Here is a 14496-nt window from a genome sequence, read left to right on the forward strand (position 1 = left end):
CGCTGCACGGCAGCCACCGCCGTCGCGCCGGTCAGCCCGGCACTCTCCGAATGTGTGCTACTGGGCAACGTCGAACCCCTCCCCCGTCAAGGCGACAAACCGGTCCTCAAGGCTTTCCCGTTCCACCGCAAACCCCCGGACCCGGACACCGGCCTCCACGAGCCGCGCCACAATCTCCTCGGGGCTAGTGGTTTGAGGGGCTTCGTCGTAAGAATTCGGGTCTTCAGTGAATGCACCCAGGGCCGCCGTCACCACGATGCCATCGGGCTGCGCCGGCGCTGCCTTCGGCACCAGTCCCAGGCGGGCCAAAACCGCCATTGCTGCTCCTGCATCGGGCGTGACGACGCGGACACCGGCACTTCCGGAGCGGCGCAGTTCCGGAAGCGGGCCTTGGGCCACCAGCCGTCCGGCGCTCATCACGGCTGCATGTGTACAGATCTGTTCCACTTCAGCCAGCAGGTGGCTGGACACAAAAACGGTGGTTCCATCCGCGGCGAGCGACCGGACGAGGTTGCGGACTTCCCGGGTGCCTTGCGGGTCCAGCCCGTTGGTGGGTTCGTCGAGAACCAGCAGTTCGCGGGGAGAGAGCAAGGCGTTGGCGATGCCGAGCCGTTGCTTCATGCCCAGCGAATAGGCGTGAACCCGCTTGCCCGCTGCGTGACTGAGGCCCACCCGTTCCAGCGCCCGCTCAACCCGTGCCGTTCGGGTGGCGGGGGCACCGTGCCGGGTGGCGGCATCGAGGCGGTGAAGGTTCGCGGTGCCGGATAGGAACGGGTAAAACGCGGGGCCTTCCACCAGTGCCCCCACGTGCGGAAGGACGTCCCGGAACCGGCCCGGCATGTCCATCCCGAGCAGCCTGACGCTTCCCGCGGAGGCGGCAGCGAGACCCAGCAACATCCGGATGGTGGTGGTCTTGCCCGAGCCGTTGGGGCCAAGGAAACCAAAGACGGCGCCCTGCGGCACCGCAAGATCCAGGCCGTCCACGGCCAACTGATGCCCGAACCGTTTGGACAGCCCCTGCGTCTCGATGGTCAGGCCGTACGTCCAGGTTCCGTGGCCCCGCGCGGCCCCGGTCACGGAGCCGCGGAAGCGGCTTGCAGCCTCTCCGGTGGGACCATGCCCGCGAAGATCCGGCCGTCATCGGTGAGCAGGACGTTGAACAGGGCGGTGGAGATCAGCCGGCCACCAGGGACCACCACGGCTGCCTGGGCAAGCAGCGGATTGCTGGCCAGGAGGCTGTTGAGGCGTTGGCCTGCAGTGCTGCCCGCGGGGATTTCCGCTACCGTTTCCCAGCCGGAACCGGACAGGTAGTGCTTTGCGTTGTTGTGGATGTCCTGGGCCAGGCGGTCCGGGGTGATGAAGGTTCCCGGCGCCTCGGGGAATCCTGAACCCGGCTGCAGGTTGCCGGAGTGGTTGTACTGCAGTTCCTTAACGCTGCTGCCCGGTGGCGGCGTGAAGGTGAACAGCGCCTGATCCGGCGCTTCCAGTGAAAGGCTGGTGAAACCGGCGCTGAAGGCAGGTTGGGCCGCGCCGCGTGCAGTGACCTGCACTGAGAGCGGCATGCCGTTCTCAGCGTCGACGGCGACGGACACGTTGCCCACGAGTGTGCCGTCAGTGCGGGGTTCAAGCAGCAGGTTGTATGCCCGCCGGCCCGCCGTTTCAACATCAGGACCGACAGTTACTGCGGTGGTGCTGTCCGCTACCGCCAGGAACTTTTCCGCCAACTCCTGCGGCGTGCGCGGGACGCGCATGTCTTCGTGGGAGGGGCCTGTCTGGCTCGGATCCGGCTGCGATGGGCCTGGCTGGGAAGGGTCGGTCAGCGGCAGGTCGTGGGCGTGGGCCGGCAAGGTCAGGTGCGCCGTTGAGTTGTCTTTGGACGAGTAGAACCACACGTCGGCGTCGTGGCGGATAACGTCCCGCTCGGCAAGCCGGTCCACCACCTGGATGCGGGCGTTGGATGTGCCGTCCATAAAGACCCGTGCTGTGTGCTCGCCGGTCAGGAACTCCAAGACTCCCGCGACGCCGCCGGCTGATGCGGGGCCGGACGTGGGTGGTGCTGCCGGCAACTCGGGCAGCCCCAGCTCTGATGCCTGTTCAACGGTGCCTGAAAACGTGTGTGTTCTGTGCGAGGCGAGAAGGGCGATCACTTCTGCCGGGGTCTTGGCCGGCAGGGGGTCGCCGGCCCGTGCCGGAATGGTTCCCGCCAGCAGCCCGGCGGCAATCATGGAAGGTACTGCCACCGCGGGCACCCAGCGCAACCAGGATCGCTGGATTGGCTGCTTCGGGCCGTGCTTCGGGCCGCGGTCCCTCATCCCGGGGTTGGTGCCGGGGGTGGTTCCGTGGTTTGTCGGGTCGTTGGTACTCCGGTTCATCGCCGGCCGTCTCCGTCGTTGGAGCCCATAGTCCAAGGGTACGCCTCGGGGACCCTCTCCACACCTTGCCGGACCATCCGCCGGGGGTTACCCGGGCACCACGGTTCCCGCACCGCCGTCGACCGTAATTTCCTGTCCGGTGGCAAGCCGGACAGTGGCATCGGGGACCCCCACTACGGCCGGGATGCCATACTCCCGGGCCACCACGGCACCGTGGGAGTTGGGCCCGCCCATCTCCATCACCAGGCCTCCGGCAGTGAGGAACAACGGGGTCCAGCCGGGATCGGTAGATGGCGCCACCAGGATCTCCCCGGGTTCCAGATGGGCACCTACCGGGTCCAGGATGACCCGGGCGGCAGCCGTGACCGACCCGGCTGATGCCGGGCTCCCGGTCAACGCGCCGTCCGAGGCTCCGGCATTACCGGAAAGCACCACTTCGGGCTCGGTGCCGTCGGAGAGCAGGACCCTGGGGATGTGGCGCCGGCCGGCTTCCCTGGCGTAGGCGGCGCGCCGCTCCAGGACGAGGTCGCGTACCGGCTGGCCTGCCCCGTTGGCCTTCGTGCCGCCCAGGGCCTGGCGGACCTCATCAAAGTCGAGGAAAAACACGTCGTCCGGGCTTTCGAGCCGGCCATCGGCGGCCAGCGCGGCCCCCACGAACGCCAGTTGCTCCCGCACTTGGGCAAGCCCCAGGACCAGCTGGTACTTGGGCAGTTCCCGCAGGCCGGCGAACAGCCTGGTCCGGCGCAGGGCGGCCGCAACAAGCAAGGCCCGCACCCTGCCCCGCTTACGGGCCTCGGCCACCAGCCGATCCAGTGCCGCCCCAGCCTCCGCCTCGGCCCGGCTGAACTGTGCCTCCGGGGCCATGGCGGGATCTTCCAGCCGGAGGTAATTGGCCAGGACGCCCAGGATATGGGTGGGGTCATCGGACCACCGGGGCATCCCCACATCGATTTCGGCCACGGCCCGGTGACCGTAGCGTTCCAGGAACCGCACCAGCCCTGTGTGCAGGGCGGGCGGCAGGTTTCCGTCGGAAAAATCGGCCGCCAGCCGGGCCGGCTCCCGCGCCCCCAGTGCCTCGCGCGCTTCGCGGTCGTCCCTCATGGCCGACGCCAGGCGCCACAGGTCGAGGTCCATTTCAGTGGTCACGTTCTGCGGCAGGCCCCGGAGCACCTTTTGCAGGTCCTCTCCCCGGTTCGGGCCGCCAACCAGTTTTCCCGCCGCCCAGAGAGTCGCGAATCCCAGCGCGGGCAGGGGCAGGATGGCCGGAACGATAGCAAAAAGCCGGCTTCCCAGAAGCTGCTCGGCGTGGTCCAGCCGTTCAAGGGGGCCCGAATCTGCCGCCACCTCCAGGCCATCGGCAAACTGCCGGGTGAAACGGTCAAGGCGGCGGAGCGCCGCCCCGGGCGTCAACAGCCCGCGGAGCACCGTTTCCGGAGCCCGGGCACGCACCGCGGCGGGCAGGACGTGGCGGAGGAGCCCCAACGGGGACTTGCGGGTCACAGAGAACCTGGGGTCGGTGAAAACCTGGCGCAGCACCGTGGCGGACCGGGCCTCCATAACGTCGAACACACGCGGCAGGATCCGGCGGCCCACGGTACTCCGGACCGGTGTGGTGAGGTCGAAGTAGATGCGTTGCGCCGCCTCAGCATACGGCGATGGGCCGCGGCGCGGGTCCGGAACCGGAAACCCTGCTGCCTTGGCCACGGAGGAACCGACCAGGCGCAGTGACGCCAGCCCCATGGGAGTAAGAGGCCGGGTCAGCCCCTGCGCCAGGCTGAAACACAGGTACACCCGTGCTCCCCCGGCGGCGGCGGAACGGCTTTCCGGTACGGGATACAGGGTGGTAATGGGCCGTGACTGCGTCAGCCAGAGCGCACCACCGGCGTCGATGGCCCACTCCGTGTCCTGCGGCGCTCCGAAGTGCCGCTCAGCCTGCATGCCCATGGCGGCGAGCTCCAGCACCTGACCGTCCGTAAGGCTCGGAGCCTCCGCCACGCCCTGAACGCTGTGGGTTTCCGTTCCGCCGCCGGGCTTTGCCTTCACAGCGACACGCTTATCACCAAGCTTCCGCTCAAGGACCCGGCTTGTTGCGGTGTCCACCACGAAGTGGTCCGGATTGACTGCCCCGGACACTACCGCTTCGCCCAGCCCGGGAGCGGCATCGATAACCACTTCCCTGCGCCTTCCGGTCAGCGGGTTGGCGGTGAACATCACCCCGGCCGCAGCTGCATCCACCATCCGCTGGATGACGACGGCGAGGGCTACTTCGTGGGGCGCAATCCCCAGTGCGGCACGGTAGGCCACTGCGCGGTCTGTCCAGAGGGACGCCCAGCAGTTCCGCACTGCGTCAAGGACGGCATCGGCTCCGATGATATTCAGGTACGTGTCCTGCTGGCCGGCGAAACTCGCGAAGGGAAGGTCTTCAGCGGTGGCGGAGGAACGCACCGCCACCGGTGTTTCATGCCCCAGCGCCGGGTAGGCCTGTTTCACCGCAGCGGCGATCTGCGGCGGGACCGGCGTGGCGCGGATTGCCTCACGAACCAGTCCGGCCGTCGCGGCCAGTTCAGCGGCCTGGGTTGCCTTGCCCTGCAGTGCCTTTTGAAGGTCGCCGAGCTGCCGGAGGCTGCCCTCACGCACCGCGGCGGTGGCCTGTCTGTAGGCCTCTGTGGTCAGGCAGAACCCGTCCGGTACGGGCAGTCCACCTGTTATCAGTTCGCCAAGATTGGCAGCCTTGCCGCCCACCAGCGCCAGCATGCCGGCGTCGAGATGGGCGAGGCGGACCACCACAGCGGGTTCGCTTTCCCCGCCTGGCCGGCGGGGCTCCTGCCCCGCTTCTTCCGGGTAGTTGGCAGCCACGGTGCCGCTCCGAAGTGGCGGAGCCGGTTCAGGCTGCGCCGAGGATGGGCCCGAAACGTGCCCTGTCGGCCAAGCGCGGGTCCTCACGGTCCGGGACCACCATCACCGGGCCCTTCGCGTGGTGGAGGACGCCGTCCGAGGTGGAACCCAGGAGCATGCCGGTAAAGCCGCCACGGCCGCGGGTGCCCACTACTACCAGCTCCACGTGCCGGCTGGCTTCCACCAAGACATCCACCGGAGAGCCGTCCACCAGTTCGGATTCAGCCATAAGGTTGGGGTAATGGCTCCGCAGCCACGCCATGCCTGCGTCAAGGGTGACCTGGATGTCCGCGAAGAGCGCCTTGCGGTCCATGGGAGCAGGCACCCATGCCAGCGAGCCGCTGTACTGCGGCACAGCGCAGACCACACGGAGCGATGCGCCCAGCCGTTCGGCCTGATCCGCGGCTTCGAGGACCGCTACCCGCGCCTGTTCGGAACCGTCAACGCCTACAACCACCACGTTCTCCACGCGCTGGTGGCCGGCTTTGGCCTGCTCGGCCCTGATGCGCTTGTCCTCGGTGGTTTCCCCCAGCCGGTCAGAGCACACAAGCGGCACGGTGACCGTGGGGCATTTTGCGTGGGCGGGCAGCGCGCTGCTGACCGAGCCCAAGAGTCTGCCCACGAATCCGCCCCTGCCCCGGGTACCGAATACCAGCAGCTCAGCGGTCCGGGACATCTCCAGCAACACTCCCGAGGCATCCCCGTTCTCCACGGAGGCGCTGACGTCAATGTCGTAGGTGGAAACCTTCTCTACAGCCTGCTTGACCACCGCTTCCGCACCCTCGCGGATCACGGAATCATCCACGGTGGCGTATCCGCCGTCCAGTCCGGAGGCTGCAAAGATGGGCACGGAATAGGCCGTCACGATGTGCAGGGGGCGGCGGCGGCGCTGGGCCTCCCGGGCCGCCCAGACCAAAGCGCACTGGCCATGGTCTGATCCGTCCACGCCAACAACGATCCCCTCGGGTGCGGCAGGGGTCCCACCGCTGTCCCGCGCCGGGTCCGGATGCAACTCTTGTGCGCCCATCGGGCCGCCTCCTTGCGATACTGCCGTATGTTGCGGCTATTCTGCCAGAAACCGGACCGTTCCCCGTTCACCCGATCCGCAGCAGCAGTTCCGCGGGAAGGCCTGCCTCCAGTTCTCACTATTCTCCGTCCACCGTTCCATAGCAAGCCTGTTCAGGGGCGGAAAGGGCAGGTTATCCACAGGCTTCGACCGCTGTCTTCGGGGCGCTTCCGGCGGCGCCAACAGAGGCCCTGCGGCAGGACCCGGCGGGCTCTTTAGGGGGCGGAGTGGAAAGCGCGTTCACCCGCAGGAGAATGTTTCCGGATTGGGCTATCCACCATTGAAATTGTTCTGTAGTCTTCAGGACATTGTTGGTCCGGGACGCCAGCTGCCATTCCAGTCAGAGCTGCCCGCCAATGCACTGCGGCCGGACTTTGGGGGTAAAGGGACGCGCGCAGGCGACGACGCCTGCACCTGCCGAATCTTCGAAGGAGGGAAACCTGTAGTGTCAACCATGCCTGGGAATGCCGGGACCGAGCAGACCACCACTGTGATCATTGGCACGGGCCTGTCCGGTCTGGCCGTGGCCGCCGAACTGTGCCGCCGCGGAGTTGATTCAATTGTGGTTGACGGACTGGACATCCTGGGTGCAGCGCAACCGGCCAACACAGCTTCCCTACAACGCTGCGACGCCGCGGATCCCGCCACCCTGCGGGAACGGAATGAGATCCTGCGCCACCTCCGCAACTATGCCGCCAGCCACGAAGTTGATGTCCGAAGCACCACCCGCGCTGTCCAGTTGACCATGGTGGAGCGGACTGGCCCGGGCGCCACCGGTTCCCAATGGGAGGTGCACACCCCCACCGGCATCCTGGTGGCCGATCACATCGTTCTGACGCGCTGCGCGCACAGCCAGTTGCGGCGGATGATCAATGACTTCGGCATCGCGGTGGGACGCAACCTCGTTGCTGCCATGCGTGCCATTGGCATCTACCTGGTAGGCGTGGGCGAACTGATCACCCCGTCCCCCAAAGAAGTGCTGCGCCAGGCCAAAACGGTAGGCCACGCCATCTCCGCCAAGGTCAACGGGGACAGCGTTCCGTCCCCGTTCACCGGAAGCCTGACGATCCTGCCCTGCTAGCGCCGCTTAGGGCTCGTCGTCCGTGCCCGTAGTCAGCCGGCGGCGGGCCAGGACGGCGAGCGCGACCAGCAAACCCACCGCAGCCGCGGCGAAAATGACGATGCTCCACTGGAACGGCTCGCCGGAGCCTGCCGGATCCGCCGACGCTGTCTGTCCCGGCTGGGCGGTGCCGATGGCCGGGACTGTTGCCGCCGCCGTCGTACCGGCTGCCGGAGCAGCCCCTCCGGCAGCCGTAGCGGCAGTGAAGGTGAATGTCCCCTCGATGGGGTGCGAGTCAGAGCTGACCACCCGCCAGGCAACCGTATATTTCCCGGCGGGCGCTCCGGCCTTCAGCTTCTGGCTGGCCACGCTGTCCACGATCTGCACGGCCCCGTCAGCCCATTCCGTCCCCGAGGCGTCCTTGATGGAGAAGGAGGAACCGATTCCCAGCGGGTTGTTACTGAAAGTAACCGAGACCTGCTCCGGCACCACGGCCACCGAGGCCCCCTGGGCGGGGCTGCTGGACTCGGCGGCGTCGTGCGCCCCGGCAGGACCGGCCAGTCCCAGGACAGCGGCGGCACAAACGAAGGACCCGAGCACAAAACTCAGTAACTGGCGGCGGATGGAACCCATGCTTGGACTGCTCCCTTGGTGTTGGCTTCCTAACAGACTAGGCGAAATTGACGGGCAGCCAGCCGGAGCCCCCATAGGATTCAGGTATCCCCACAGATTCCCCGGAGGACTAATGCTTAAGCAAGGCTCTGCCCTGGACCGGTATTTCAAGCTCACCGAGCGCGGCTCCAACCTGTCCCGCGAAATCCGCGGCGGCTTCGCCACCTTCTTCGCCATGAGCTACATCGTGGTGCTGAACCCCCTCATCCTTTCCGGCCCGGACTCCAGCGGCACCACACTCGGGTTTCCCGCCGTTGCCGCCGTCACCGCCTTTGTTGCCGGGATCCTCACCATCCTGATGGGGGCATGGGCCAGGCACCCGTTCGCGCTGGCCACCGGGCTGGGGGTCAACGCCTTTGTGGCGGTCACCGTTGCCACCAATCCCGGCCTGACCTGGCCGGACATGATGGGCCTGGTGGTGATGTCCGGTGTCACCATGCTGATCCTGGTCCTCACCGGGTTCCGCACCGCCGTGTTCAAGGCCGTCCCGGAGGGCCTCAAGACGGCGATCGTGGTAGGCATCGGGCTGTTCATTGCGCTGATCGGGCTGGTCAACGCCGGATTCGTCCGCCGCATCCCGGACGTCGCCGGCACCACGGTCCCGGTGGGCCTTGGCTTTGAAGGCAAACTGTTGGGCTGGCCCACGGCCGTGTTTGTGTTCGGACTGATCCTGACCATCGCGCTGGTGGTGCGGAAGGTCAAGGGCGCCATCCTGATCGGCATCATCACCTCCACCGTGATTGCCGTGATCGTGGAGGTGACGCTGCACATCGGTCCCAGCGTCCAGCCGGGCAAGCCCTTCAACCCGCAGGGGTGGTCCCTGGTGGCTCCCACCTTCAGCGAATGGGCTGCACCGGACCTTTCCCTGATCGGCAAGGCCAACCCGTTCGGCGCCTTCGAACACCTGGGTTTTGTGGCCGCCACCCTGCTGGCCTTCGTCATCCTCCTGAGCATCTTCTTCGATGCCATGGGCACCATGGTGGGCCTGGCCAACGAGGCCGGAACCGTGGACGAGCACGGCAACATCCCCGACGTCGACCGGGTCCTGCAGGTGGATGCCCTGGGCGCGATCGCCGGCGGCGGCGCGTCGGTGTCCTCCAACCAGATCTACGTTGAGGCCGGTGCCGGCATCGGCGAAGGTGCCCGCACGGGCATCGCCTCGATCGTCACAGGGCTGCTGTTCCTCGTGGCCATGTTCTTCACCCCGCTCATCAACCTGGTTCCCTTCGAAGCCGTGGCTCCGGCCCTGGTGGTGGTGGGCTTCATGATGGTCTCCCAAGTGGGCAAGATTGACTGGCAGGACTGGGGCATCGCCATCCCCGCCTTCCTGACGTTCACGCTGATGCCGTTCACTTACTCCATCGCCAACGGCCTGGGCGCAGGGTTCATCGCCTACGTCCTGATCCGCACCGTCCAGGGCCGGGTGAAGGACATCCACCCCCTGATGTGGGCAGTGGCCGGGGCGTTCCTGCTGTTCTTCGCGATCGGCCCCATCGAGGCCGCGGTCGGCATGTAGCAGCCGGCCGCCCACCGCTTAGACCGGCGTGTTGGGAGCAAGCCCCTCATCGCCGGACACGGCGCGGGCCTTTTTCACCCGGAGCCTGTCCAGCCGGTTCATCAGCGGTGAAGTGGTGGCGCCATGAATCACGATCGAGAGCGCCACCACCAGCCCCACAAAAGCCCACAGCCACTCCGCCTGGCCGCCGAACTCGCCCTTGCCCAGCGCGTAGGAGAGGTAGTACAGCGAGCCGATTCCCCGGATCCCAAAGAACGAGAGGGCAATCCGTTCCCGTGGGCCGGTCTTGCCGCCCAGCAGCCCCAGCCATCCTGCCAGGGGACGCACCACCAGCAGGAAGGCGAGGGCCACCAGCACCTCCGCCCAGCCGATTCCGTCAAGCAGTCCCCGAGCGATGGCGCCGCCCAGCAGGACCAGGATCACCACGGTGAGCAGCCGTTCCAACTGCTCCACGTAGGAGTGCAGGATCCGGTGGTAGCCGTGCGTGCGTTCCGCGGCACGGATGGTTACAGCGCAAACAAACACTGCGATGAATCCGTAGCCTTCAACCATCTCGGTGACGCCGTAGGCCAGGAACGTGGCGGCAAGTGCTACGAAACCCTCAGAGTGGTTGGACAGCCGCAGGCTGTCGGCACGGGCAGAGAAGAAGAGCCTGGCCAGGACCTTGCCGGTGATAAAGCCCAAGAGCAGCCCGATGGCGAGCCGCCACAGCACATCCACAGCGAACCATTGCGGAAACCAGGCCGACGGGGAAGCCCCGACGATACTGATGGCGATGGCAAGGTAGACGAACGGGAACGCCAGGCCATCGTTAAGTCCTGCCTCCGATGTCAGGCCAAAGCGGACCTCGTCCTCCTTGTTGGCGCCGCCGTCGTCGTCGGCCGGCTCACCCACCTGCACCTCGGAGGCCAGGACCGGATCCGTGGGCGCCAGGCTGGACGCTATCAGCAGGGCGGCGCCAAGGCCCAGGCCGAGGAACCACAGCCCGAGCAGGGTCAACCCGATGATGCACAGCGGCATCGCGATCCCCAGTAACCGCCATGTGGTGGACCAAAGCCGCCGCCCCACGGGCCGGTCCAGGGCCAGCCCCGCGCCCATCAGCGAAATGATCACGCAGACTTCCGAAAGGTGCAGGACAAAGTCGGCGTGGGCTATCGGGTCCGGATCGGGAAGGGTGGGGATCAGCGCAAAGGCCCCCATGCCCGCCCCCAGGAACACCATGGGCATGGAGAAGGGCATGTCCCGCAGCAGCTTGGGCAGCACTGCGGCGATGAACACGGCAAGTCCAGCAGCGGCAAACAGGACGTTGGGGGCTTCAAACACGGTGCTGGTCTCCGGCCTGGGTTGACTGCGCATTGCTGGCGCGAGATGGCTCTTCGGTCCCCGATGGGCTTCGCTCCACCTTAGCCTCTCCGGTTCGGGTTTCCGGTGGCCAGGTTCTTGAATTCCGGACACCACCACGCCGGCCTTGCTGGTTTTCGCCGCCGCGATGCGGTGAGCTTGGAACATGCCTGCCTTCCTGCCTGCCGTCGACGTCCCGCCCCAGCCCTGGACCGGAAGGTTCGACGGCGACGGCGCGGAGCACCGCCGCTGGTGGCAGGCGGTTGAGGCGTACGACGGCGGCGCTCCCGCAGGGTTCGAAACGAAACCAGCCGCGCTGCTTGGCTTTTGCAGCGACGAGGGAGTGCGCAGGAACAAGGGCCGGACGGGCGCTGCCGCTGCACCCGCCGCACTGCGCGCGGCCCTGGGCCCACTGGCATTCCACCTGGACCGCACCGTTGCGGATGCCGGTGATGTAGTGGTCTCCGGCTCCGGCCTGGAAGACGGCCAGGAACGTGCCGGCCGCGCAGTGGCGGCAATGCTCGACGCCGGCCGGCTCACCGTGGTGCTGGGCGGCGGCCACGAGACCGCCTATGCCAGCTACTCCGGCGTCGCCGCATCCTCGGCGGTGCGGGAGGGCCTGCGGCTGGGAGTCCTGAATCTCGACGCCCACTTCGACCTGCGCGACGAGCCCGTCCCCAGCTCGGGCACGCCGTTCCTCCAGATGGCCCGCGCGGAGGCGGCCGCAGGGCGCGACTTCCGCTACGCCGTCGTCGGAATCTCCGAGCCCAACAACACCCGCGCCCTGTTCGACACGGCGGGGAAGCTGGGCGTGCGGTACCTGCTGGATGAGGACTGCGGCGAGGAGCAGGTGCGGGACTTCGTGGCAGGATTCCTTGCGGGCATCGACGTCCTCTACCTCACCATCGATCTTGATGTGCTGCCGGCGGCGGTCGCACCGGGCGTCAGCGCACCCGCAGCGTACGGTGTGCCGCTTCCCGTCATCTCTGCCGTGTGCTGCCAGGTGGCCCGGTCCGGGAAGCTGCTGCACCTCGACGTTGCCGAACTGAACCCCGACTTCGATATTGACGGCAGGACAGCGAAGGTTGCCGCGCGCCTGATCGACACCCTGCTGCGCTGAGCTGCCCTTTCGGGGCTACTGGCCTGAACGACTACTGCCCTTTTAGGAGGTAGCGCCGTTCCGGGCGGCCCACCCCGTATTTGAGCCGCACGTCCAGCGTTCCTTCGTCATGCAGGTACTCGAGGTAGCGGCGTGCGCTGACACGGGAGGTCCCCAACTGCTCCGCAACCTCGGCCGCGGACAGGTCACTTTCAGCGGCCTTGAGCGCGGCTTCCACCAGCTTCAGCGTCTCGATGCTGCAGCCCTTCGGCAGCGGCCGCTCCGTCCGGTCCAGGCCGAACACCCTGTTAACGTCCGACTGCTCCGCCACGTCCTTGGCCGAATCCAGGCCCTGGTATGCGCTGCGGTAATGCTCCAGCCGCTCCTGCAGGTCCGACTGGGAAAACGGCTTGATGAGGTAGTGCACAATGCCGCCACGCAGCGCTTTGCGCACGGTTTCCACTTCGCGGGCTGCGCTGATCACCAGCACGTCCAGGTCCGGGGCGACGTCGCGCAGCTTATGCATCAGGTCCAGCCCATTGATGTCCGGGAGGTGGATGTCCAGCAGCACCAGGTCCGGCTGCAGCCGTTCTGTTTCGATCACGGCCTGGGCGCCGTTTTGTGCCACGCCCACTACTCCGAAGCCGGGCGTGCGCTGGATGAAGCCGGCGTGGACCTTGGCCACCATAAAGTCGTCGTCGACGATCAGCACCTTGATCATGGCTTCGTTCTACCTCTTTTGGGTTGGGTTGCGCCTCGGGTGAACCGGGCGGTAAAAACTGCTCCGTTGTCATTGGCTACCGTGAGATCGCCCCCGGACCTCCGGCAGACCACCCGGGAGAGGGCCAGGCCGAAGCCCCGCCCGTCTGCGGTGCCCGCTTCCTTGGTGGTGAACCCTTGGCGGAAAATCTCCTCCCGTGCTTCGTCCGGGACGCCAGGGCCGGTGTCGCGGACGGTGACGGTGACCTCGTCCCTGCCCTCCTCCACCAGCACCCTGACGACGGCATTCGGAAGTCCCGTGACGGCGTCGAACGCGTTGTCCACGAGGTTCCCCACCACTGTGGTGAGGTCGCGGGAGAGGTCATCGCTGACCGGGTGCAGGGCGGACTCGGGGTCCAGCTGCAGCGCCACCCCGCGTTCCGTGGCAAGGCTGGATTTGGCAATCAGCAGGGCGGCGAGGGCGGGGTCCTGGATCCGGCTGGTGACTTCATCGTTGAGCCTGGTCCGGTCCACGGTGGCGCCGTTGACGAACTGCACCACCGAGTCGTATTCGCCGATCTGGATCAGGCCCGAGATCACATGGAGCTGGTTGGCGAACTCGTGGGCCTGGGCCCGCAACGTGTCCGTGGCGGTGCGCGTGGCGCCCAGCTCCCGCTCCAGCGACGACAGCTCGGTCCTGTCGCGCAGCGTGGTGACAGAGCCGATTTCGCGGCCACGGGACCTGATGGGAACCCGGTTCAGCACCACCAGCCGCTCCCCCACCAGCACCAGCTGGTCCGAACCTGGTTGTTCCCGGGTCAGGACCACCTTCAGCGCCGGGTCCACCGGAAGCGACGCCACCTTCTTGCCCACGCAGTCTGCCGGCAGCCCCAACAGCTCACGGGCACTGTCGTTGGCCACTGTGATCCGCTCGTTCGGATCCAGTGCCACCACACCTTCCTTGAGCCCGTGCAGCATGGCTTCCCGGTTCTCCACCAGCCCGGTGATCTCGCTGGGCTCCATGCCCAGGGTCTGGCGTTTGACGCGCCTGGACAGCAGCAGGGAGCCTGCAACTCCCAGGACACTGGCCACGCCAAGGTAGGTGAGCAGATTGGGAACGGCATCCCCCAGCCGCTCAAGGGTGGTGGGATAGTTCCTGCTGATGGCGGCGATGCCGATCATCTTCCCCTCGTCATTGAGGACGGGCACATGCGCGGACAGGACCGCGGCGCTGCTTTCCGCCACCACACCGGTCCAGGCGCGGCCCTCCATGACCCGGCTCGGGCCAATCTCCAGCTTCCCGCCCAGCAGTCCCGGGTCCGAGGAGGCCACTACCGTGCGGTCGAGTTTCGCCAATGCCACCTGGGACGATCCGGACAGCGTCCGGACGGCCTCTGCCACGGCCGGAAGGGCTGCGCCCTCCCGTGGTTGCGCAGTAGGGAGCAATTCGCGGACCGCCGGATTGTTGCCCAGGGCCTCGGCAGCAGAGAGCGCGCGCCGGCCCTCCACCCGCTCGAACGTGGCGGCGGACTGCGCCAGGGAGATGGCCACCACGGCCACAAGGACCGCCAACACGATCAGCAACTGCAGCACGAGGTACTGCCCCGCAAGGGACATCCCTCTTCGTCGAGTCACTGTTGTTGGTCCTTTGGATGGTTCAGAAAAGTAGTTCCGGCCAGCCGACGGCATTTTCGGCCGCTGCGCGGAGGTACGGGAACTATACCGCAGCCAGCGCCGGAGCCGGCGATTGCAGGCTTTTCAACGCCGGAGAAGAGC

Annotated in this window: 11 protein-coding genes; 3 read left to right on the forward strand and 8 right to left on the reverse strand. The window is 67.1% G+C overall.

The features are described from left to right. Positions 1-57: 57 nt before the first annotated feature. The 4 genes from AC5RVY_RS06795 to AC5RVY_RS06810 all read right to left on the reverse strand — a co-directional run bounded on the left by AC5RVY_RS06795 (position 58) and on the right by AC5RVY_RS06810 (position 6294). A complete protein-coding gene (locus AC5RVY_RS06795; RefSeq protein ID WP_493953944.1) occupies positions 58-1077 on the reverse strand; it encodes an ABC transporter ATP-binding protein in 1020 nt (339 codons plus the stop codon). After that, the gene (locus AC5RVY_RS06800) at positions 1074-2372 is read right to left on the reverse strand and encodes a LolA family protein (RefSeq protein WP_493953945.1); all 1299 of its coding nucleotides are present in this window, start codon (positions 2370-2372) and stop codon (positions 1074-1076) included. The genes AC5RVY_RS06795 and AC5RVY_RS06800 overlap by 4 nt, the downstream gene beginning before the upstream one ends. A gap of 87 nt (positions 2373-2459) precedes the next feature. Continuing rightward, positions 2460-5126 carry a PEP/pyruvate-binding domain-containing protein gene (locus AC5RVY_RS06805; protein WP_493954266.1) on the reverse strand — a complete coding sequence of 889 codons (2667 nt, stop codon included), beginning with the start codon at positions 5124-5126 and terminating at the stop codon, positions 2460-2462. A 130-nt stretch (positions 5127-5256) separates the two neighbouring features. After that, the gene (locus AC5RVY_RS06810; protein ID WP_493953946.1) at positions 5257-6294 is read right to left on the reverse strand and encodes a universal stress protein; all 1038 of its coding nucleotides are present in this window, start codon (positions 6292-6294) and stop codon (positions 5257-5259) included. A gap of 493 nt (positions 6295-6787) precedes the next feature. Between AC5RVY_RS06810 and AC5RVY_RS06815 the strand changes: the two genes are divergently transcribed. Beyond that, complete coding sequence (locus AC5RVY_RS06815; RefSeq protein WP_493954267.1) at positions 6788-7414, forward strand: NAD(P)-binding protein; 627 nt, start codon at positions 6788-6790, stop codon at positions 7412-7414. A 6-nt stretch (positions 7415-7420) separates the two neighbouring features. On the opposite strand, the gene AC5RVY_RS06820 is transcribed toward AC5RVY_RS06815, so the two are convergent. Next, on the reverse strand, positions 7421-8026 hold the full coding sequence (locus AC5RVY_RS06820; RefSeq protein ID WP_493953947.1) for a copper resistance CopC family protein: 606 nt from the start codon (positions 8024-8026) through the stop codon (positions 7421-7423). A gap of 112 nt (positions 8027-8138) precedes the next feature. Here AC5RVY_RS06820 and AC5RVY_RS06825 point away from each other — a divergent pair, with 112 nt between their 5' ends. Continuing rightward, positions 8139-9581 carry an NCS2 family permease gene (locus tag AC5RVY_RS06825; RefSeq protein ID WP_493953948.1) on the forward strand — a complete coding sequence of 481 codons (1443 nt, stop codon included), beginning with the start codon at positions 8139-8141 and terminating at the stop codon, positions 9579-9581. Positions 9582-9599: 18 nt separating this feature from the next. Here AC5RVY_RS06825 and AC5RVY_RS06830 read toward each other — a convergent pair whose 3' ends face one another. Beyond that, on the reverse strand, positions 9600-10904 hold the full coding sequence (locus tag AC5RVY_RS06830) for a cation:proton antiporter (protein WP_493953949.1): 1305 nt from the start codon (positions 10902-10904) through the stop codon (positions 9600-9602). Positions 10905-11088: 184 nt separating this feature from the next. Here AC5RVY_RS06830 and hutG point away from each other — a divergent pair, with 184 nt between their 5' ends. Continuing rightward, positions 11089-12042: a formimidoylglutamase gene (hutG, locus tag AC5RVY_RS06835; protein ID WP_493953950.1), complete on the forward strand. Its 954-nt coding sequence runs from the start codon at positions 11089-11091 to the stop codon at positions 12040-12042. A gap of 31 nt (positions 12043-12073) precedes the next feature. Here hutG and AC5RVY_RS06840 read toward each other — a convergent pair whose 3' ends face one another. Then, positions 12074-12742 (reverse strand): response regulator, encoded by a 669-nt coding sequence (locus tag AC5RVY_RS06840; RefSeq protein ID WP_493953951.1) that lies wholly within the window; start codon positions 12740-12742, stop codon positions 12074-12076. Further along, positions 12739-14337 (reverse strand): sensor histidine kinase, encoded by a 1599-nt coding sequence (locus tag AC5RVY_RS06845; protein ID WP_493954268.1) that lies wholly within the window; start codon positions 14335-14337, stop codon positions 12739-12741. Before AC5RVY_RS06845 ends, AC5RVY_RS06840 begins: the two co-directional genes overlap by 4 nt. Positions 14338-14496: the final 159 nt, after the last annotated feature.

Source organism: Arthrobacter sp. Ha26 (assembly GCF_059091705.1).

Bases quoted from the DNA above. Each gene is read 5' to 3' on its own strand.
- AC5RVY_RS06810 (WP_493953946.1), bottom strand. From the start codon at position 6,294: ATGGGCGCACAAGAGTTGCATCCGGACCCGGCGCGGGACAGCGGTGGG.
- AC5RVY_RS06845 (WP_493954268.1), bottom strand. From the start codon at position 14,337: ATGTCCCTTGCGGGGCAGTACCTCGTGCTGCAGTTGCTGATCGTGTTG.
- AC5RVY_RS06805 (WP_493954266.1), bottom strand. From the start codon at position 5,126: ATGCTGGCGCTGGTGGGCGGCAAGGCTGCCAATCTTGGCGAACTGATA.
- AC5RVY_RS06800 (WP_493953945.1), bottom strand. From the start codon at position 2,372: ATGAACCGGAGTACCAACGACCCGACAAACCACGGAACCACCCCCGGC.
- AC5RVY_RS06840 (WP_493953951.1), bottom strand. From the start codon at position 12,742: ATGATCAAGGTGCTGATCGTCGACGACGACTTTATGGTGGCCAAGGTC.
- AC5RVY_RS06815 (WP_493954267.1), top strand. From the start codon at position 6,788: ATGCCTGGGAATGCCGGGACCGAGCAGACCACCACTGTGATCATTGGC.
- hutG (WP_493953950.1), top strand. From the start codon at position 11,089: ATGCCTGCCTTCCTGCCTGCCGTCGACGTCCCGCCCCAGCCCTGGACC.
- AC5RVY_RS06825 (WP_493953948.1), top strand. From the start codon at position 8,139: ATGCTTAAGCAAGGCTCTGCCCTGGACCGGTATTTCAAGCTCACCGAG.
- AC5RVY_RS06820 (WP_493953947.1), bottom strand. From the start codon at position 8,026: ATGGGTTCCATCCGCCGCCAGTTACTGAGTTTTGTGCTCGGGTCCTTC.